Origin of the sequence: Catenulispora sp. GAS73 (genome assembly GCF_041262085.1) — a bacterium.
Lineage (GTDB): Bacteria > Actinomycetota > Actinomycetes > Streptomycetales > Catenulisporaceae > Catenulispora.
Genome location: NZ_JBGCCM010000033.1, coordinates 19,983 through 38,476 on the forward strand (window position 1 = coordinate 19,983; position 18,494 = coordinate 38,476).

18 protein-coding genes, 1 tRNA gene and 1 pseudogene are annotated in these 18,494 nt (G+C 68.2%); 5 read left to right on the forward strand and 15 right to left on the reverse strand.

The genetic code is table 11. The features are described 5' to 3' along the window. Positions 1-408: 408 nt before the first annotated feature. From ABH935_RS38025 to ABH935_RS38040, 4 genes are all read right to left on the reverse strand, one after another. Entirely contained in the window at positions 409-876 is a 468-nt protein-coding gene (locus tag ABH935_RS38025) for a hypothetical protein (protein ID WP_370382823.1), read from the reverse strand. 126 nt (positions 877-1,002) lie between these two features. After that, positions 1,003-1,236 carry a hypothetical protein gene (locus tag ABH935_RS38030; protein ID WP_370382824.1) on the reverse strand — a complete coding sequence of 78 codons (234 nt, stop codon included), beginning with the start codon at positions 1,234-1,236 and terminating at the stop codon, positions 1,003-1,005. Between the two features lie 51 nt (positions 1,237-1,287). After that, positions 1,288-1,680 carry a hypothetical protein gene (locus ABH935_RS38035; protein ID WP_370382825.1) on the reverse strand — a complete coding sequence of 131 codons (393 nt, stop codon included), beginning with the start codon at positions 1,678-1,680 and terminating at the stop codon, positions 1,288-1,290. 74 nt (positions 1,681-1,754) lie between these two features. Then, positions 1,755-3,257, reverse strand: a complete 1,503-nt coding sequence (locus tag ABH935_RS38040) for an MFS transporter (protein WP_370382826.1) — start codon at positions 3,255-3,257, stop codon at positions 1,755-1,757. Positions 3,258-3,338: 81 nt separating this feature from the next. Here ABH935_RS38040 and ABH935_RS38045 point away from each other — a divergent pair, with 81 nt between their 5' ends. Further along, positions 3,339-3,917, forward strand: coding sequence for a TetR/AcrR family transcriptional regulator (locus ABH935_RS38045; protein ID WP_370382827.1), 579 nt, complete (start codon positions 3,339-3,341; stop codon positions 3,915-3,917). On the opposite strand, the gene ABH935_RS38050 is transcribed toward ABH935_RS38045, so the two are convergent. After that, complete coding sequence (locus ABH935_RS38050) at positions 3,884-5,548, reverse strand: NAD-dependent malic enzyme (RefSeq protein ID WP_370382828.1); 1,665 nt, start codon at positions 5,546-5,548, stop codon at positions 3,884-3,886. The genes ABH935_RS38045 and ABH935_RS38050 overlap by 34 nt on opposite strands. Before the next feature lie 116 nt (positions 5,549-5,664). On the opposite strand from ABH935_RS38050, the gene ABH935_RS38055 reads away from it, so the two are divergent. Then, positions 5,665-6,537 carry a helix-turn-helix domain-containing protein gene (locus tag ABH935_RS38055; protein ID WP_370382829.1) on the forward strand — a complete coding sequence of 291 codons (873 nt, stop codon included), beginning with the start codon at positions 5,665-5,667 and terminating at the stop codon, positions 6,535-6,537. A gap of 8 nt (positions 6,538-6,545) precedes the next feature. Here the strand turns inward: ABH935_RS38055 and ABH935_RS38060 are convergent, their stop codons facing one another. The 4 genes from ABH935_RS38060 to ABH935_RS38075 all read right to left on the reverse strand — a co-directional run bounded on the left by ABH935_RS38060 (position 6,546) and on the right by ABH935_RS38075 (position 10,290). Continuing rightward, entirely contained in the window at positions 6,546-7,595 is a 1,050-nt protein-coding gene (locus tag ABH935_RS38060; protein WP_370382830.1) for a TDT family transporter, read from the reverse strand. 73 nt (positions 7,596-7,668) lie between these two features. Next, a complete protein-coding gene (locus tag ABH935_RS38065) occupies positions 7,669-8,784 on the reverse strand; it encodes an alpha/beta hydrolase (protein WP_370382831.1) in 1,116 nt (371 codons plus the stop codon). A gap of 104 nt (positions 8,785-8,888) precedes the next feature. Further along, positions 8,889-10,004 carry an alpha/beta hydrolase gene (locus ABH935_RS38070; RefSeq protein WP_370382832.1) on the reverse strand — a complete coding sequence of 372 codons (1,116 nt, stop codon included), beginning with the start codon at positions 10,002-10,004 and terminating at the stop codon, positions 8,889-8,891. A gap of 133 nt (positions 10,005-10,137) precedes the next feature. After that, on the reverse strand, positions 10,138-10,290 hold the full coding sequence (locus tag ABH935_RS38075; RefSeq protein ID WP_370382833.1) for a hypothetical protein: 153 nt from the start codon (positions 10,288-10,290) through the stop codon (positions 10,138-10,140). 48 nt (positions 10,291-10,338) lie between these two features. Between ABH935_RS38075 and ABH935_RS38080 the strand changes: the two genes are divergently transcribed. Beyond that, positions 10,339-10,524 carry a hypothetical protein gene (locus ABH935_RS38080; RefSeq protein WP_370382834.1) on the forward strand — a complete coding sequence of 62 codons (186 nt, stop codon included), beginning with the start codon at positions 10,339-10,341 and terminating at the stop codon, positions 10,522-10,524. 345 nt (positions 10,525-10,869) lie between these two features. Here ABH935_RS38080 and ABH935_RS38085 read toward each other — a convergent pair whose 3' ends face one another. From ABH935_RS38085 to ABH935_RS38100, 4 genes and pseudogenes are all read right to left on the reverse strand, one after another. Next, the gene (locus ABH935_RS38085; protein WP_370382835.1) at positions 10,870-11,481 is read right to left on the reverse strand and encodes a TetR/AcrR family transcriptional regulator; all 612 of its coding nucleotides are present in this window, start codon (positions 11,479-11,481) and stop codon (positions 10,870-10,872) included. Between the two features lie 180 nt (positions 11,482-11,661). Continuing rightward, on the reverse strand, positions 11,662-12,516 hold the full coding sequence (locus ABH935_RS38090) for an alpha/beta fold hydrolase (RefSeq protein ID WP_370382836.1): 855 nt from the start codon (positions 12,514-12,516) through the stop codon (positions 11,662-11,664). A 71-nt stretch (positions 12,517-12,587) separates the two neighbouring features. Next, positions 12,588-13,333, reverse strand: a pseudogene (locus ABH935_RS38095) (SDR family NAD(P)-dependent oxidoreductase). Positions 13,334-13,382: 49 nt separating this feature from the next. Continuing rightward, the gene (locus tag ABH935_RS38100; RefSeq protein ID WP_370382837.1) at positions 13,383-14,102 is read right to left on the reverse strand and encodes an SDR family NAD(P)-dependent oxidoreductase; all 720 of its coding nucleotides are present in this window, start codon (positions 14,100-14,102) and stop codon (positions 13,383-13,385) included. Between the two features lie 756 nt (positions 14,103-14,858). Here ABH935_RS38100 and ABH935_RS38105 point away from each other — a divergent pair. After that, positions 14,859-14,920 (forward strand) — tRNA-Arg (locus tag ABH935_RS38105). A gap of 271 nt (positions 14,921-15,191) precedes the next feature. Here ABH935_RS38105 and ABH935_RS38110 read toward each other — a convergent pair. Then, on the reverse strand, positions 15,192-16,652 hold the full coding sequence (locus ABH935_RS38110; RefSeq protein WP_370382838.1) for a condensation domain-containing protein: 1,461 nt from the start codon (positions 16,650-16,652) through the stop codon (positions 15,192-15,194). A gap of 227 nt (positions 16,653-16,879) precedes the next feature. Beyond that, a complete protein-coding gene (locus ABH935_RS38115; protein WP_370382839.1) occupies positions 16,880-17,272 on the reverse strand; it encodes a winged helix-turn-helix transcriptional regulator in 393 nt (130 codons plus the stop codon). 429 nt (positions 17,273-17,701) lie between these two features. Between ABH935_RS38115 and ABH935_RS38120 the strand changes: the two genes are divergently transcribed. After that, positions 17,702-18,133, forward strand: a complete 432-nt coding sequence (locus tag ABH935_RS38120) for an SRPBCC family protein (RefSeq protein WP_370382840.1) — start codon at positions 17,702-17,704, stop codon at positions 18,131-18,133. Positions 18,134-18,494 lie beyond the last annotated feature (361 nt).

Below are 18,494 nucleotides of genomic sequence, written 5' to 3' on the forward strand. Positions count from 1 at the left end.
GACCGGGACGTAGGTGTCGAAGAAGGTGCCCCAGCCCGTTCTTGCCGGTGGCTGCGTCGTAGCCGTCGCCGACGAACTTGAACGGAGCCTGTACGCCGGTGACGAAGCCGCTGGAGAACTGGTCCCACTGGTGGCTGAGCCTGTCCTTGCCGAAAAGTTCATCCGTAGTGGTCAGGCAGCTGGACGGTATTCGTTGATGACGCCGCCCGCGCCACGGGTTCGTCGGATTCGGATGTTCGTGGTTCCAAATCAGGGTGCGCTTCAGGAGTTCGCGGCGGACGGAGCCGGTTCAGCGCTCCATGATCGCGTTCATGCGCGGGGTCCGCACGTTGCACAGCACGGTGCGGATGCCGGCGTCGGCGAGGGCGGCGTCGAAGGCTTCGGTGAAGTTGGAGCCGCGGTCGCGGATCAGAACTTCACCGTAGCTGCTGCGTCGTCGAGGTCCATGAGCATGTTTCGGGCCATCTGCGTGGTCCACTCGCCGGTTGGATGAAGCGTGCTGCCGAGGACCCGGATCCGGCGGGTGGCATGTTCGATGACGGCCAGGACGTAGACCGTGGAGGCGGCGATGGCGATGCCGGCCAGCTCGCCGTGGATCCGCCGGTAGCCCCAGGCCGGATTCTGCCGGGCCAGCCGCAGAACCAGGGTCTTGATGTTCCGGTGGGTGGCCGGACGGCCGTTCTTCGCGCGGGACTTGTCGGCCCAGCGGCGGCGCAGCAGGTCGCGATGCCAGCGCGGGATCGTGTTCGGGGTGACGATCAGACGCAGTCCAGCGCGGCGTGCTTTGGGTACCAGACCGAGCAGCAGCGCGATGATCGCGCGATCGGCCCAGTCAGGACGCGGATGTTTTCCCGTCGCGGCGAGTTGGCGATGCAAGACGGCGAGTTGGTGGCGGAGCAGCAGGATCTCGATGGTCTTGTGATCCTCGCTGCACCGCCACAGTCGAAGCGCGGCGACGATGCGGATGGCCGGGACGTAGGCGAAGCGTAGGCACCCGAGGACTCACGATCCCACCGGCAACCCGCCGCCCTCCGCACATCCCATCTGACCAGCGCGGATGAGGTTCTCGGCGAGGACAGGACCAAAGAAGACGACGAGACGTCGGCCTCGTGCCCGTATGTAGCTGCCGACGTACGCGAGCGCGACTAGTAACTCATCGCCCTGCGCTGTGCTGAACGCCGCTTCGGGGTCGGCCGCGTCGGCCGCCTTGGGCAGCTTCTTGGCCGTCGCCTTCATGCTGGGGCCTCGCGCGGTCTGCCGTGCGGGCGCCAACGCATCGATAGCAATTCACTGCGGCTCGATTCGGAAGACTGGATGTTCATGATCTGCGCGCAGGGCTTCGCTTGCCCACGGATTCCATCGAACCTCTCGGCGCATGTGCTCGATGAGGGCGACACTCTGCGGCTTGTGGACTTCAACAGCGGTGAACGTCTGGGCCCGCCTGCCGCGGCGGAGCCGGACCTGGCCGGTCTGGCGGGCGTGCCTGACCCATTTCGTTTCGCCGAAGATCGACACCAGCCAGTCGTGTCCCTCATGGCGGATCACGTCGATCGGGAAGGTAGCGCGGCCGGTTTCCATCAGATGCACCGGTCCAAGGGGGACGCCCAGGTTGTTGAGCCGGATCAGGATTGCGGAGATCCTTTGTACGGCGCGTGGCGGTTTGGTATAGGTGGCGTTCACGGCGTTCTCCTTCTGTTTCTGCGTCACGGCTCTGTCCTGTGCTCCGAGATGGTCTTGTCTCCTCGGCGGCACGGCTATTGCGCGATCGGTGCGCTGGTCGGCAAGTCGGTAGGGTCGGTTTCGCTTTCAGCCGCCGGCGTGTGCTCGCCATGCGAGTTGCTGATCCGCAGCGCGATCGCAGCGGCGCCGAACAGCAGCAGGCTTCCGAGCAGTAGGGCCCTGGCGAAGCCTGAGGTCGAGGCGGCCGCGAGGGTGTGCCCGTGCTTGACCAGGTCGTTGGTGTGCGAGGTGGCGATCGAGGTCAGGACCGCGATTCCCACCGCGCCGCCGATCTGCTGTGAGGCGCTGAGCAGCGCCGCCGCCAGGCCCGCCTGGCGAGCGTGGACGCCGGCGTTGGCGGCCGTGGTCACGGCGACCAGCACCGTGCCGAGGCCGAGGGACATCACGACGAGGCCGGGCAGCAGATCGGTGAGGTAGGAGCCGTCGACCGGCATCCGGGAGAGCAGGTAGACGCCGGATCCGGCGATCAGTGTGCCGAGCACGGTGACCGGCCTGGCGCCGATCCGCGTGATCAGCTGCGAGGTGATGCCGGCGCCGACGGCGACGCCGACGGTCACCGGGACGTAGGAAAGCCCGGTGCGGATCGGCGAGTAGTTCAGGACGTTCTGCATGTACAGCGTCAGGAAGAAGAACATCGAGTACATCCCGGCGATCGCCACCATCTGCGTGATGTTCGCGGCCACCAGGCCCCGTACTCGGAAGATCGAGAACGGGATCAGCGGGTCGCGCACGAGTTGCTCGTTCACGACGAACGCCGCGAGCAGCACCACCGTGCTGACGAACCCGAAGATCGTCCAGCCTGAGCCCCAGCCCCTGTCCGGTGCCTCGACCAGCGTGTAGACGAGCAGCAGCATTCCGGCGGTGACCAGCGCCGCGCCGAGGAGGTCCAGGCGGGAGATCCGGGGCCGCTTGGCCTCGCCGTCGATCAGGCGGTACACGCCGAACAGCACGAGCGCGGCGACCGGGACGTTGACGAACATGACCCACCGCCAGCCCGGTCCCTGGGTCAGGAACCCGCCGGCCAGCACACCAACCGCTGCGGCCAGGCCGCCGACCGCGCCCCACACGCCGAGTGCGGTGTTGCGGTCCTTGCCCTCGGTGAACAGGGTCGTCAGCAGCGACAAGGCCGCGGGCAGCATCATCGCGGCGCCGGCGCCCTGCACCAACCGGGCGGTCACGAGCAGGCCACCGGTGGTGGCGACACCGCCGGCGAACGAGGCGACGGCGAAAACCGCGGTCCCGGAGATGAGGATCCGCCGCCGTCCGAACAGGTCGGCCGCGCGTCCGCCGAGCAGCATCAGGCCGCCGTAGGTGAGCAGGTAGCCGCTGGGGACCCACGGCAGCCCGGAGGCGGAGAAGTGCAGGTCCTTCCGGATCGCCGGCAGGGCGACGTTGACGATCGAGGCGTCGACGAAGTCCAGGAACGCCGCGCCGCACAGCAGGAGCAGCGTGAGCTTGCCGCGTGGCGTCGCCAGGAAGGAGGGACGGTCTTGTCGGAGAACTGGAGTGGATGACATCGGGGAGCTCCCTTAAAGGGGTCGGTTGCAACCACGGTTTAGATTCGAGTCTAGACCATAATCTAAACTATGGTAGTGGATGTGAAAACTCCACCGGTGGATCTGTCGCAGCGGCTGCTCGACGTCAGCGAGGATGTCCTGGCCCCGGACCCGGCCCTGCGGCTGGAGGACGTCGCGCGCCTGGTCGGGGCGTCTCGGGCGACGCTGTACTACTACTTCTCCGGTCGTGACGACCTGCTGTCGTTCCTGCTCACGGAACACATGCGACACGGCGCCGACGCGATGCGAGCCGCGGTCCGGGACGAGGACGGCCCCGAAGCCCGGCTGCGCGCCATGGTGACCGGGCTCGTGCAGTACACGGCCGGCCGACCCGGCATGTGCGGAGGGCTGCTGAGCACGTTCGGCGCGGCCGACCGGCTGAAAGACGCTCTGGACGCCGCCGACAGCTGGATCGTCGTGGCCCTGCGGGAGGTCCTCACAGAGGGCCGCGACGCCGGCGTGTTCGCGGCCGAAGCCCCGGCGGACGCGGCCTACGCCCTGATGGGCGGGCTGCTGCTGGCAGTGCTGGGGCGCGCGATGGCCGGCACCGATCCGGCCGATCCGGTTTTCCAGCAGCACCTGGTCGATCAACTGCTGCGCGGGGTGTCCTTCAGGAAGTAGTCGGCCTCCCAGCGGGTGGCCTCGATAGCCTTGTCGATTTCCTCAGCGGTCAGGTCCGGGGCGACGCCGTCCGCGACCGCGGTCCGGGCTGCGGCGCGCGCGACGGCGGTGGCGGTTTCGGCCAGGCGTGTTCGCTCGGGGAGCAGGGCCGGTGCGTGTGCGTCGGTGTCGACGATGGCTGCGACGGCAACAGCTGCGGCGGTCATCATCGCGTCGGTGACACGGGTGGCGCGTACGGCAGTCACGGCCAGGCCGATGCCGGGGAAGATGTAGACGTTGTTGCACTGGGCGATCGGCACGTCATGCCCGTCAAAGCTCGCGGTGGGGAACGGGGAACCGGTGGCGATCAGGGCGCGTCCGCCGGTCCAGTCGAGCAGGTTCTGCGGGGCGGCTTCGCTGCGGCTGGTCGGGTTGGACAGGGGCATGATGACGGGCCGGTCGCAGTGCTCGTGCATGGTGCGCACGATCTGTTCGGTGAACGCGCCGGTGGTGGTGGACAGTCCGAGCAGCGCGGTGGGGCGCACGGCGGCGACCACGTCGGCCAGGCTCGCCGGTTCGGAATCGGTGGAGGCCACAGCGCCCCGGGGGTGAGCCAAGCGCTGCTGGGCCGGGTCGAGATCGGTGCGGTCTTCGGTCAGCAGGCCTCGGATGTCGATTACGTAGATCCGCTCGCGCGCCGCCTGCTCGCTCAGGCCCGCGGCGGTCATCGCCCGCACGATCTGCTCGCAGACCCCGATCCCCGCGGAGCCGGCGCCGAGCATGACCACGCGCTGCTCGGTCAGCGGTGTGCCGCTGATGCGGGCTCCGGCGGTGAGCGCGGCCATGGCCACTGCGGCGGTGCCCTGGATGTCGTCGTTAAACGTCAGCAGCCGGTCGCGGTAGCGCTCCAGGATCGGCAGCGCGTGCGGGGTCGCGAAGTCCTCCCATTGCAGCAGCGTTCCCGGCAGTTCGGCCTCGACGGCGGCGACGAACTGCTCGATGAACGCGTGGTATTCGTCCCCGTCGATGCGCGGGTGACGCCAGCCCAGATACATGGGATCGGCGAGCAGTTCCGGGTTGTCGGTCCCCACGTCCAGCACGATCGGCAGGGTCCTGGCGGGGTCGATGCCGCCGAGCGCGGTGTAGAGGGACAGCTTGCCGATCGGGATGCCCATCCCGCCGATGCCCTGGTCGCCGATGCCCAGGATGCGTTGCCCGTCGGTCACCACGATCACATCCGCGTCCCGGTGCGGGCGGTTGTGCAGGATCTCGGCGAGGTGCTCGCGGTCCGGGTAGGAGACGAACAGCCCGCGCGGCCGCCGATAGATCCTGCTGAAGTGCCGGCAGGCCTCGGCAACAGTGGGCGTGTAGACGATCGGCAGCATCTCCTCGACGTGATCACGCAGCAGCCGGTAGAAGAGCGTTTCGTTGTTGTCCTGGAGCGCACGCAGGTTGATGTGCCGGGCCAGGTCGGTGGGCTGTTCGCGGTATGCCGCGTAGGCACGCTGGGCCTGCTGGTCGAGGGTTTCGACGGCGTAGGGCAGCAGACCGCGGAGCCCAAGCTGGGAGCGTTCCTGCTCGCCGAAGGCGGTGGAGTGGTTGAGGACGGGGTCCTCCAGGAGATGCAGGCGCGCCGCGTTCCGAGGGCTCATGTGCCGATTCTCCACTCTTCAGTCATGCCGGTGCGGCGAAGGACCGGGCCTGAGGGTGGTACCAGCATCACCACTTTTAACCGCTGAACAGTAAGGATGCGCCGTACGATCGAAATGTGACCGCTTCGACCAACGAGCTCGGCGAGACGCTGCGCAGCTGGCGCGACCGGTTGCAGCCCGAAGACCTCGGGCTGCCGACCGCCCCGCACCGGCGCGCGCGAGGGCTCAACCGCAAGGAGCTCGCCCGGCTGGCCGGGATGTCGCCGGACTACCTCGTGCAGCTGGAGCAGGGCAGAGCGAACACTCCGTCGGTCCAGGTGCTCGCGGCGCTGGCTCGTGCGCTTCGCCTGACCGAGGCCGAACGCGCGCACCTGTTCCGGCTCGCCGGTCAACCGGCGCCCGGCGAGCGGCAGATCAGCGCCACACTTCCGCACAGCGTCCGCCGACTGGTGGAGCAGCTTTCGGCGAGTCCGGCTGCTGTCTACGACGTGCGCTGGAACCCGGTCGCGTGGAACGCGATGTGGGCCGCCGCGATAGCTGACCCACTCACGCGGCCGGAGCGCGAGCGCAACATGGCCTGGCGTGCCTTCGTCGACCTGCCCACGCACGTGGTGCGCACGGCCGCCGAACAACGGCAGTTCGAGGAAGCCATCGTGGCGGACCTGAGGTCGAGCTCGGGCAGGTATCCGGGAGATCCCGGCCTCACCGGGCTGATCAGCGACCTGCTGGAGGCCAGCCCGCGGTTCCGCACCCTGTGGGAAACACGTCACGTCGGCGTGTACGAGCAGGAGCACAAGACCATCGACCATCCGGAGCTGGGTCTGCTTGAGGTGGACTGCGACATCCTCACCACCCACCGCAACGACCTGCGGGTCGTGGTCTACACGGCCGCCCCCGGGAGCGTGTCAGCAAAAGCGTTGGAGGAACTCAGCGCGGCCTGCACTGAGAAGTCGCTGATAGATCTCCCGCATCGCGGCGGCGCCGCCTGACCTCGGCATCACTTCACCACAGCGGCGTTTCGCGGTTCGGGCGCTCTCGTGGCGCTCGCCTGGTCGTCGGCCGGCTCGCCGTTTACAGGTGGCAGGAACTGGTCGCGGCCGATCGCGATGAAGCTGCGCGCGAGGATGGCCGAGACGAGCACGGTGATCAGGCCGACGTCGATGACCGCGTAGGCGCTGGCCCCGGCCGGGGTCTTCAGCTCGATCCACAACGCGCCCAAGGTGCCGAGCGCGGCATAGGGCAGCGTGAAAGTCCAGAACCCGGCCGAGAACGGCAGCCGGACATATATCGGGACCAGGCGCAGCTGCACCAGGGCCATCGCGGCGGTGTAGCCGGCCAATGCGGTGGCGACCAGGTCGATTCGGCCGCCGTTGATCTCGAAGTAGGCGATCCCGGCAACAGCCGGGGGTGCCACTTCGATCGCGTGGGTCGGGATGAGCGCCGGCGCCAGCGGCGGCCGGATGAACCTGCGGCCCATGATCAGCGACCCCAGGAGTAGCCAACTGACGATCCCCCAGCCGAACAGCGCCTCGGCCAGGGCCCGCATATCCACCGCCGCCGCGGCGTACGCGGAGACGAGGCCGCCGGCCACAGTGGGCAGGAGGTAGCCGGGGTGCAACTTGTCCTGGTCGATCTCGCCGACGATCCATTGCCCGGTCAACCAGGCGCCGAACAGTACCGTCAAGGCCACCAGCCCTACGATGACGGCGCGGGCGGCCTCGAACGCATAGCCCGAAAGCGTGACGGCGGGCAGGATCGGCGCGATCACGCTCAGCGCGACGAACGGCGCGACAACCGGGTCTCGCACGTCCGCGGCCAGACGAGCCCGGCCCTGGCTGAAGTAGAGGCCCACGATGGCCGCCCACCCGACCGCGGCAAGGATGTCGATGGCGTCGGGGATCGCCCTTGAGATCCCCAGCGTCGAGGCTGCCGTGGCCCATACATCCGCCACGCCCGCGATGCCGAAGGGGATGCCGAACAGGTTCGGCGGGATGCGCCGTCTGCGACCGCGTTTCCCGGTGGGGGCCGGCCTTACGGTGGAGTTCACGACTGGTGCCTCTCATCGGGCATGACGGATGTGCGCGGGCTCACGGGTCGTGCCGGTCGCGGGGCCGGCGTCATCAGAGCCGGCCGACGAACCAGTCGGCTATAGCCTGGCGGGCAGGGTCGGGGTCGTCGGTGTTGCAGTGCTCTGCGCCGCCGTTGGCACCGTCGAGCACGATCAGCTGCTTGTCGCCCGAGCCGGCGGCCTCGAAGGCCTGCCGCGCATCGGAGAGCGGGATCGCCTTGTCGTCGGCGCCGTGCACGATCAGCAGCGGCTGATTGAGGCGGGGGAGCGCGTCGGCGAGCGCGAAGTCCCGGACCTTCTCCAAGGCCTGCTCCATCGTGTCGGTGCCCATCACCCACGGCAGCTGCCAGAACGGCACCGACACGCTCTTGGAAGCGGTCGCCCACCGGCGCTGCCACACCGCGCCGTAGTCCCACACCCCGCCCCAGCCGGCGACGGCCTTGATCCGCGGCTCGAAGGAGGCGCCGCGCGGGGCGTAGTAGCCGCCGAGGCTGATCCCGAGCAGGCCGATGCGTGCCGGATCGATGTCCGGGCGGGTCACCAGATGGTCCACGATCGCGGTGGTGGGTACCTCGTAGTCCGGCCGCGACGGCACGCCCCGCAGCCGCAGCGGCTCCCCGGTGCCGGGCGTGTCGATGACCAGGCAGGCGATGCCGCGGTCGGCGAACTCCTCGCGGATGAACCCGTACAACAGCTCTTTGGTGACGTCGAAACCGTTGTAGAAGACCACGACCGGGGCCGGGCCGGTTACGCCGTGCGCGGGGATGAGCCAGCCGGGCAGGATCCCATCGGGAGAGGGCACCTCCACCCGTTCCAGAGGCCGATCCATGAGCTCGACGGCGCTCGCGAAGGCGGCCAGGCCGCGCTCGTAGCTGTTCGATTTCGCCGGGCCGGGCGGCGTCTGGCGCTCACCGGTCAGGTAGTAGTTCGAGGCGCGCAAGAACCGGGCGGTCGCGGCGCCGCGCATCCCCAGACTGCGTTCCTTCTCGGCGAACTCGACCTGCAGCGCGCCGGCGCCGTCCCAGGCACTCGCCCACGCTTCGGGGTTCGGCTCGGTATTGCGCAGCGGGGATATAGCTCGGTGTATCTGGCCCAGCTCGCCGCCGGCCATCATGGACAGCGTCACCGCCCCAGACCACATGTAGTTTCCCGGGAAGTATTCGAACACGTGCATCTCCTCGATGTGTCCTGATTCCTACCCGATCAACGCTAGGCGGCGGTGACGCCGTTCTGAGCGGCAAAAGTGGCGAGGTCAGTACCACCCGGGGCGGTTCACAACCGCTGCTCGAACCAGTCGGCGACCAACTGCCGGGCCGGGTCGGAGTCGTCCATGCTGCAGTGCTCGGCGCCGCCGTCCACGCCGTCGAACACCACGAGCTGCTTGTCGGCCGAGCCGGCGGCCTCGATCGCCTGCTCCGCGTGCGAGAGCGGGATCATCGAGTCGTCCGCGCCGTGCACGATCAGGAACGGCTGGGTCAGATGCGGCAGAGCCTCGGCCAGGGTGAAGGCCTTGACCTTCTCCAGGGCCTGCTCCATCGTGTCGGTGCCCATCACCCACGGCAGCTGCCAGAACGGCACGGGGGTGGTCTTCGACCGGGTCTCCCAGCGGTGCTGCCATAACTCGCCGTAGTCCCACACCCCGCCCCACGCGGCGACCGCCTTGATCCGGGGCTCGAACGCGGCGCCGCGCGGGGCGTAGTAGCCGCCGAGGCTGATCCCGAGCAGGCCGATCCGCGCCGGATCGATGTCGGGGCGGGTCTGCAAGTAGTCCACGACCGCCTTCGTGGGCACCTCGTAGTCCGGGCGGGAGGCCACGCCGCGCAGCCTCAGCGGCTCCCCCGTGCCGGGGGCGTCGACCACCAGGCAGGCGATGCCCCGGTCGGCGAACTCTTCCCGGATGATGCAGTACAGCAGCTCTTTGGTGACGTCGAAGCCGTTGTAGAAGACCACGACCGGGGCGCGGCCCTTTATGCCGCGGGCCGGTATGAGCCATCCGGGCAGGACGCCGTCCGGCGAGTCGATCTCCACCCGCTCAAGCGGCCGCGACATCGTCTCGACGGCCTTCCTGAACGCCTTGAGCGCGAGCCGGTAGCTGTTGGTCTTCGCCGGGCCAGGGGCGGTCTGCCGTTCTCCGGTCAGGTAGTAGTTGACGGCGTTCAGGTACCGCTCGGACGCGCTGCGCCGGAAGCCACGGCTCAGGTCCCGCTCGGCGAATTCGGCTTGGAGCGCACCCGCCTCATCCCAGGCTTTCGTCCACGCATCGGGATCCGCCTGTGACTCGCGCAAGGGAGCCAGTTGGCGGTCGATTTGGCCCAGCTGCCCGCCGGCCGTGATCGACAGCAGCACAGCCGAGGACCACATGTAGTTCTGTGGGAAGTACTTGAACACGATGACTCCTTGATCCGCTCGAACCCCCAATCGGTCCTGTCCGTGACTTCATCGACTAAAACGAACAAAGATGGTGAAACTGGTACCACCTTTGCCGGTGCGCCTGCCCTCTCAGAGACGCGCCCATTAACGATCAGGCCAGGTGCTCCGCTCGCATGCCTCCGCACGAATCCGACAGGGCCTTGCGGGACACAGAGACTGCTGCGACTTGCATGGCGAGCGTCGAGCCGTGCTTGGCGTCCCGCAGGTCGACGCCGACGATCGCGCCGGCATCGGCCGTGGACACCGTCTTGAGCGGCTGCGCCGCCGGCGGGATCGGGAGAGCGTCACCGGAATGGACTCCGCCCGCCTGGAACTGACCCGCACCGTGTGGCTGATCGAGCCGCTGGACGAGCCGCCGATGCACCTGGTGTCACACTCCGTCCCATACGACGCGACCGGTGGCACGCTGATGATGATGGTCGCGTACCGCAAAGCGGGGCCTGGACCTGCCGCCGGGCGGGCATTGCGAGCCCGGTGAATCGCCGTGGACGACGGTGGCCCGTGAGTGCGTCCCGCGCCAGCGATCGTGCGCCCGACGGGCTGAACGACGAAGCGGTGGGCACGGGACCGACGTCCCGTGCCCACCGCCTACGTGGAGCTGTTGCGGCTGTCAGGAGGTGGCAGTGCCGTCCCCGTCCCCGTTCCATTGGAAGGGCGGGCTGAAAGGCGAAGCCTCTTACCGCTTTCTGGCGGTCTTGGATGGCGCCGAGGTCGCGGTCGCGCGCAAGCCCCCGTCCTGATCACCCGAGCGGGCAGCGAACGGGCCCAGGCTCCTGTGAGCATGTCCGAGGGCGGTCCTCATGGGGGGGTGTCTGACGGTTGCTCAGCCGGCGCTGACTGCATCCTCGACCTTGGTCGCCGCGTCGAACAGTGCGGCAGCTGCCGCGCGGGCGGTCGTGGCCGCCGAGGGGTCCCGGTCCATGCGCGCCGAGACGCCCGCGCCGTCGTACAGCAGGTGCAGCTGCCGGGCGAGGTCTTCGAAGTCGGCGATGCCGGCCTCCCGGGCGAGGTCGGTGAACATTGTCCTGACCCACGTCCGGTACCGGTCCGTGGCGCACTCGATGGGGCCGCCCGGCAGGGCTTCGGCGCTGGCGGTGATGTGGGCGCAGCCGTTGAAGTCGGGTTGGGTGAAGATCTGGCCTTGGGCGTCGAAGACCCCCAGCAGGCGCTCGCGGGGGGTGCGGAACCGGGTCAGGGTGCGCTCGACCCCGTCGCGGGTACGGTCCATGCGGGCGTCCAGGTAGGCCTGGACCAGTTCGTCTTTGCTGCCGAACACGTTGTAGAGCGAGGCCTTGGCGACGCCGGCCTTCTGGACGACGCGGTCGATGCCGACGGTCTGGATGCCTTCGCTGTAGAACAGTTCGTCGGCGGCGGCGAGCAGGCGTTCGCGCACGGACGGCTTCGAGGCATTGACCGTGTTGACCTTGGTGGGCATGGATTCCTTCTTTCAGACTGCCGGTACAGTCTACTGCTCCGATCGGGGCACATTTCGACTCCTACCCGCTTCAACAAGGCCAGACAGACCAGTCTTCCCGGTCAACGCGCCAGAGGCGGCCACCGCGCTCTGGTGACCGCCTCTGGCGCTGCTGGCCCAGCTACCGGGCCGCCCCGTGTCCTACCTGTCGAGGAACAGCTTGGTGTGGGTGACGAACCGCTCGGGGTACTGGAAGTGCGCTCCGTGGTTGGCGTCCGGGTAGAGGATCAGCTCGGCGTCCGGCAGGAACTGCTGGAGGATGTAGGAGTTGATCGTCGCGATGATGATGTCGTCGTTGCCGTTGACGACCAGGACTGGCTGCTTGATGTTCTTCAGGATCGCGTAGGCGGGGTCCTTGGTGGTGCCGTAGGTGTGGATGGCGGTGCCCTGGCCGGCGTAGACCTGCTGGCCGAACGGGGAGGCGTCGCGGTCCTTGCGGGCCACGATCCGCTCGACGTACTCCCGGCCCAGCTTCTGGCTGGTCTCGGTCGGGGCGAACAGGATCGGCAGCCACATGTCCTCTTGCCGGGGCAGCTTGACGCCGAACAGTGCGCCGATCTCCGCCGGCGATTCGCCGATGCCGACGCCGCCGCGCGGGCCGGTGCCGACCAGGACCAGCTTGCGGGCGAGGCCCGGGCGCTGGATGGCGACCTGCTGGGCGACCAGGCCGCCCATGGAGTGCCCGACCAGGTCCACGCTGGTCAGGCCCAGGGCGTCGATGAACGTCGCGGCGTCGGTGGCCATCTGCTCGATGGTGTCCGGGACTTCGCCGCTGGTGGAGGCGACTCCGGTGTTGTTGAACAGGATGACTTCGCGGTCGATCGCGAACCCGTCGCTGATCGCCGGGTCATGGTCGTCGAGGTTGCCGATGAAGTGCTGGAAGAACACGACCGGGGTCCGGCCGGCGGCCGGGTTGCCGAAGCGGCGGTAGGCGAAGCGGATGCCTTCGGCTTCGACGAACTGGGTGGGGGCGGTGTCGTGGGTGTGGTCGTTCATGGTCGCGCTTCTCCTTGGGGCGATGCTCGTCGGATCGGTGCTTGACGTGCGGTATCAGATGCCGTCGGTGGTCAGTTGGTGGTCATGCCGCCGTCGACGTTGAGGACGTGGCCGGTGATGAACGAGGCCTGATTCGAGGCGATGAACACGATCGCGTCGGCGAGCTCTTCGGATAGGCCGAGGCGGTCCAGCGGGACCTGCGTCACCAGGGCCGCCTTGTTCTCCGGGGTGCCGGTGAAGCGGGTCAGCATGCCGGTGTCGGTGGGGCCGGGGGCCACTGCGTTGACCCGGATTCCGGACTTGGCGACCTCTGGGCGACCGACTTGGTGATGCCTTCCACGGCGTGCTTGCTGCCGACGTAGACCGAGGCCCTGGCGGCGCCCTCGTGCCCGTAGGTCGAGGAGATGTTGACGATGCTGCCGCTGCCCTGTTCCTGCATGACGCGCACCTGGTGCTTCATGCTCAAGACCACGCCGAGGACGTTCGTGTCGAAGGTTGCGTTGAAGGACTCCGCGTTCTGTTCGGTGATGGGGCCGGGAGTGCCTTCGGTGCCGGCGTTGTTGACTGCGACATCCAGACGGCCGAACCGGGCGACGGTCTGGTCGACCATGGCGCGGACCTCGTCGTCCTGGCGGACGTCGGCGTTGATGAACTCGGCCTCCGCGCCGAAGGCGCGCAGCTCCTCGGCCAGCACCTTGCCGGCCTCGTCGCGACGGCCGGTGACGACCACGTTCGCGCCCTTCTTGGCGAAGGCCACGGCGGCCGCGCGGCCGATGCCGGTGAGCGCCCCGGTGATCAAAACGACAGGCTGATCCATGTTCATGCTCCTGTGAAGTGGTGAGTTGTGCGTCGTGATGCGACGCGGGTCAGACGGCGGTGCGTCCGCCGTCGACCGGGATGACGGCGCCGGTGATGTACCCGGCGGCCGGGGAGGCCAGGAACGCGATGACGTCCCCGATCTCCTCTGCCTCCGCCGCGCGGGACAGCAGGGTGGTCTGCCCCAGGGCCGTGAGCCTTTCCCGCGATGAGCCGCCGGAGTAGGTGGGTCCGGGGGCGATGGTGTTGACCCGCACACCGCGCGGGCTGTACTCGGCGGCCCAGGAACGGGTCAGCGAGGCGAGTGCGGCTTTGGTGGCGCTGTAGGCGGCGCCGCCGGCCAGGCCGATCTGTCCGGCCATGCTGCCCAGGTTGACGATGCTGCCGGTGCCGCGCTCGGCCATCTTCGGCGCGATGGCCGCCGTGAGGTAGTACGCGCTGCGGACGTTGGCGTCGAACAGCTGGTCGTACGTGTCGGAGCTCAGGTCGGCGGTGGGGCCGAACCAGGAGAACCCGGCGTTGTTGACCAGGAGGTCGACGTCTCCGGCGGCGGCCGCCAGTTCTCGGACGGCGGTGACGTCGGTGAGGTCGGCGGCGAAGAACTCGGCGCTGCCGCCGGCGGCCTCGATCTCCTTGACGACCGCGGCTCCGCGCTCGGCGTCGCGGCCGTGGACCAGGACCTTGAAGCCGTCCCGGGCGAGCTTCAACGCCGCGGCGCGGCCGATACCGGACGTCGCGCCGGTCACCAGTGCTGTGCGTGTCTCGGTCATGATCGCGCCTCCTGTTGACTAGTTAGACTGGTCTGTCTTTCTTGCTTCTCACCTAAACAGACCGATCACGTCTCGTCAACTCAAGGTGAAAATATTGCCTCTACTTGCGGTTTTACATCACGAGAAGGTGATGCTTGCGGTGTAGCATTGATTAGACAGACCTGTCTAATCAACGCGGCGGGCAGGGAGCAGCGCATGAGCACCGCCTTCTTCGGGCGTCGTTCGACGCTGCCGACGCCTGTAGTGGTCGAATACTCAGCCACCGGCTTTGAGCTGGTCTTTCATGCGACTCGCTCGTATTCGTGGATCAGTCCTCCGAGGACGGTTCGACGTCCGATCTGGCCGGTCGGTGTGGGGAACGGAATCACGTTCGGTTCGTCGTCAGGGGCGCGTAGCGCCATGCCGTGCCCTGGTGTGGTCGGCCCGCACAGTGCGCACGAAACGCTCGGCGAATGCGTTCATCCGGGGGCCTGCGGCGCGCTTTTGACGATCTGGACGCCGATCGAGGCGAACACGGCATCGAACGCGTCGGTGAAGCTTCGGCGGCGGGATGCGGCGGCTGCGAAGAATCTTGCGGATGGTGGAGGCCGCGACCCGGTGCCCGAGCCGGCGCAGTTCGCCGGAGGATCCGCACCACTCCCCACCGGCGGTTCTCCCCGCCGATACGCACGATCAGGTCCACCAAGTCTTCGTCGATCGGCGGACGCCCCGGCGGGTTGGGGTGGGTCCACTTCTTGGTCATGAGGCGCCTATGCCAACGCAGCAACGTGCCGGGGGTACTTCTAATCCGATGGTCGCAGGTTCGAATCCTGCCGGGAGTACCCTCTGACCAGGTGCGTAGCCGTCAAACTCCTGAATGACAATCGCTATGTGCGACGCCTGGGCATCTGATGGGTCCGCACCGCCAGTCCCCGCCAGAGCTGATCATCATTGGTCGGTGGCCTTCGTTTCAAGTCGATGACCAGCGCGGATGGCTTTCTCAGCACCCTCAACCGAATCGCCGAAGCACCGCGCTCAGGCCGACGGATCCACCCCGGCATCGCGCCGCCGTTACGCTGCCGCGCGTGCAGGCCGCAGACCGGTGCGCCGTCAAGAGCGGGTTGCCGCCGCCGTGCCGACAGGTACGGCCGGGTCGAGTGCAGCCGCGACCGCGACCGTCTCCATGTCCCTGGCCAGTCCCTCGATTGTGGCGGGTGCCAGGTAGTGGGTGTCCGCGCACATGGTCAGCACGATGGCGTCGGCCGTGTCGTGGATGTGCAAGTAGAGCGGCTCGAAGGGGTTGTCCTTCTTCATGGACCAGCGAAACGTACTCCGAGTCGACTCCAGCTCCAACTGTTCGGCGGTGACGGGTTTTCCATCGCCGTCCTGGTTGTTGCCGCGCCGGTCGTTGAGGAAGGCCCAACTGTAGCCGTCCCAGGGAGCAGCCTCTGGGCCGCGCTGCGCGGCGTCGTGCGCGAGCAGCGCGGCAAGACCGGCGGGGTCGTGGTACGCGTGCTTGTACGCGGCCATGGCGTCGCGTTGCGCTCTGGCGATCACCTGGTCGACGGTGCTGTCGGCGGTCTCGATGACGCAGATGCCGGTCTGTACGAGGTTGGACACCATTGCGGCCAGGCCCGGACGGAACCGGTTGCTCGCTTGGGGTCTGATGACCGCAGGGCTGAATACGCCGCGTCGGCCCAGCGCGATCGCGTAGAGCGCCAGCAGTACTGATGCCGAATCGGCCCCGGTGCGTCCGCTGATCGCCCGCACCGCCAGGTTCAGAGCGGGCGAACTCAGTTCCCCGGTCCAGTGCCGCGGCTCGCGCCGGTCGGCGGATGGGGGGAATGGCCGCGGCTCCGCCGCCTGCAGCCTCTTCTCCCAGTACCGCAGCGATGCTGCGCTCTGGCGCCGCCCCGCCTCAGAATGCTGCCAGCGGGCCAGGTCCAGCTGCTCGGTGCCGGGCGGAGGCTCGGTGTCCCGTGCCGCCATGTCCCGGCCGATGATCTGTGCGCCGAAGCCGTCGGTGACCAGGTGGCAGGAGTAGACCACCAGGTATGTGGGCACACCGTCGCGCCGTACCACGGCCATGCGCACCGGCCATTCGTTCTCCAGATCGCGCGAAGCGGTGCGGTAGTGCACATCCACCGTCGCGGCCAACTCGCGGGCGCCATCCTCACCCTCGGTGTCGTAGATCTCCAGCACGGTCCGGCCCGAGGCGGACAGCACCTGGCTCGGCACGCCGCTGTCGTCGAAGGACAGGCGCGTGCGCATGGAGGGGAATCGGGAGACCATGAACCGCAGGTCCTCGGCGACGGCTTCGACCGTGGTGCCGGGCTCAAGCGGCAGGGTGCCGCCCAGGCACAGCCACCCCTTCTGCCGCATCGTCAGCAAGATCTCGGCCTGGCCCCAGGTCAACGGGCCGCGTCCGGAGCCCTGCCCATCGAACGCCACCGGCACGCGCGCGCTGGGGACCGGCAGGACCGCGGGGACATCGGCGGGGTTCTCCGCCGGCAGCGTCCCGGCCATCTCAACCCGCCGCCGTCGCGGCGACGTGAACCGACTCTCGGTCACCGACAAGACCTATCTTCGAGTCCTTATTCACGAGTCGCCACGGTACCAGCGGGGCGGACACGCCCTCAATCGCTCCGTAGCGCCTCGCTGTACTAGAGAACATGACGTCCCCGTCGAACCTCGCGTAGTAGGGCGTGAACTCGCCGACGACAGTGCCGCGAGCACGGCGCGGTCGGTCCAGGAGATCCTCGGCTAATGTGTCTGGTCGGTGATAAAAGCCGGCCCGGTCAACCTTGTGTTTGAGACTGCTTTTCCTGGGGCTGGACGACGGTGGCCACGGCCCAGTCCACCAGCGGCAGAAGCAGGTGGGCCGCTGCGCGTCCCTGGTCCGTCAGGCTGTAGTCGACCCGGGGCGGGACTACCGGATGGGCCTCACGAGTGACCAGGCCGTCGGCCTCCAGCATTCGCAGGGTCTGGGCCAGCATCTTCTCGGTCACGCCCGTGAGCAGACGGCGGATCTCGCCCCAGCGCATTGTGCCGTCGGAGAGTGCGACGAGCACGAGGACACCCCATCGGCTGGTCACGCGTTCCAGCAGCCCTCGGGCGGGACAGTCCGGATCGATGACGCCGCTGAGTTTGCGTTCCGTGACTACGGCATCTACGTCGATGCTTTCCTTCACGCTAGTACCGTACTTCAGAGTGCGTACCCATGAAGGGGAGAGTATGGCCGACGTTGCACGTTGACCGACTGTGTTACACCAGCATCGTCAACGCCGACACAAGCGGCGCCTTTCTGCGCAACAGCTGGCACCACGAGAACGACACGGCACGTATCCCCGGCTTCCTTCAACGCGGGATCGTGATCGCCCGCGCCGAGGCGGCAGCCCGCGACCTGGCCCGCCTGATCGGACGGCCGACGGATGACGTACTGGGTGCCGGAGAAGGTTCGGCATCCAGGCTGGGGGAGCTGGCGAGCTCAGGGCATCCACCACATCCCTGCTCATGACCACCATCGCCGCGGCCTGACCAGACCGTGCCGGGCCAGCTCGCACCCTAAGCATCACGCCAAGAAAGGAACGCTCGTGTTCTCGAACAGACAGAGTTTTGACGTGACGGTGAGATCGAAGGCCCCTGTGTCCGTCATCTGGGCGCTACTGCTGGACGCGGCCAGCTGGCCGGTCTGGTCCCTCGTCGACAGCCTGGAGCGCGAGCGGTCCGTCGGGCTCGACCCAGAGGGGCGGGACGGCGTCGGTGCGGTTCGGGCGTTCCGGACCGGGCGGATGGTCACCGGGGAGCGCCTGACGTCGGTGGACCCGCAGCGGCGTCTGGTGTACGAGGACGCGTTCAATCCCATGATGCGCGACTACCAGGCCGCGATCGAGACCGAGCCGGCCCCCGACGGAGGCACGTCCATCCACTGGCACGGCGTCTACTCGACGCGCTGGGGTCTCGGCTGGTACATGGGGCCCTACCTGCAGCGGTACATGCAGAAGATGGCCGACGGTCTCGCGGCCCATGCCGAAACGCTCGCCGCGCCGTGACGGCGGCGGCGCGGTCCGGGGCGGTCCGGCTCCCGGGCGGGACCGAGCCGGGGCGGAACGGAGCGTCAAAGTTCCGCCCCGAGAAGCGACCGCGCCACAGCCCGCGCCGCGTCGTGCCGCTGAGTCCGCCGTCCGCCCAGCTCTCGGGGGCGGACGACGGCCATGACCACGGCCGCGACGGCGAGCCGACCGCGCATCCGGCCTTCGGGGGTGTCGTCGGTGGCGAGTGCTTCGGTCAGTTCGGTCAGCTTGCGCTGGAGCGTCCGCGCAGCGCTCTACGGACTCGAACTCTGACCATTGCGAAGCGTTGGATCCTCCGAATCCTTGGGTCAGGGCTGCGAAGGCACTCAGCGAGACGCTC

What these genes read in the sequence shown, in the direction of transcription:
- ABH935_RS38040 (WP_370382826.1), bottom strand. Translation starts at nt 3,257, where the DNA reads ATGTCATCCACTCCAGTTCTCCGACAAGACCGTCCCTCCTTCCTGGCG.
- ABH935_RS38080 (WP_370382834.1), top strand. Translation starts at nt 10,339, where the DNA reads ATGGACTCCGCCCGCCTGGAACTGACCCGCACCGTGTGGCTGATCGAG.
- ABH935_RS38030 (WP_370382824.1), bottom strand. Translation starts at nt 1,236, where the DNA reads ATGAAGGCGACGGCCAAGAAGCTGCCCAAGGCGGCCGACGCGGCCGAC.
- ABH935_RS38100 (WP_370382837.1), bottom strand. Translation starts at nt 14,102, where the DNA reads ATGACCGAGACACGCACAGCACTGGTGACCGGCGCGACGTCCGGTATC.
- ABH935_RS38085 (WP_370382835.1), bottom strand. Translation starts at nt 11,481, where the DNA reads ATGCCCACCAAGGTCAACACGGTCAATGCCTCGAAGCCGTCCGTGCGC.
- ABH935_RS38050 (WP_370382828.1), bottom strand. Translation starts at nt 5,548, where the DNA reads ATGAGCCCTCGGAACGCGGCGCGCCTGCATCTCCTGGAGGACCCCGTC.
- ABH935_RS38090 (WP_370382836.1), bottom strand. Translation starts at nt 12,516, where the DNA reads ATGAACGACCACACCCACGACACCGCCCCCACCCAGTTCGTCGAAGCC.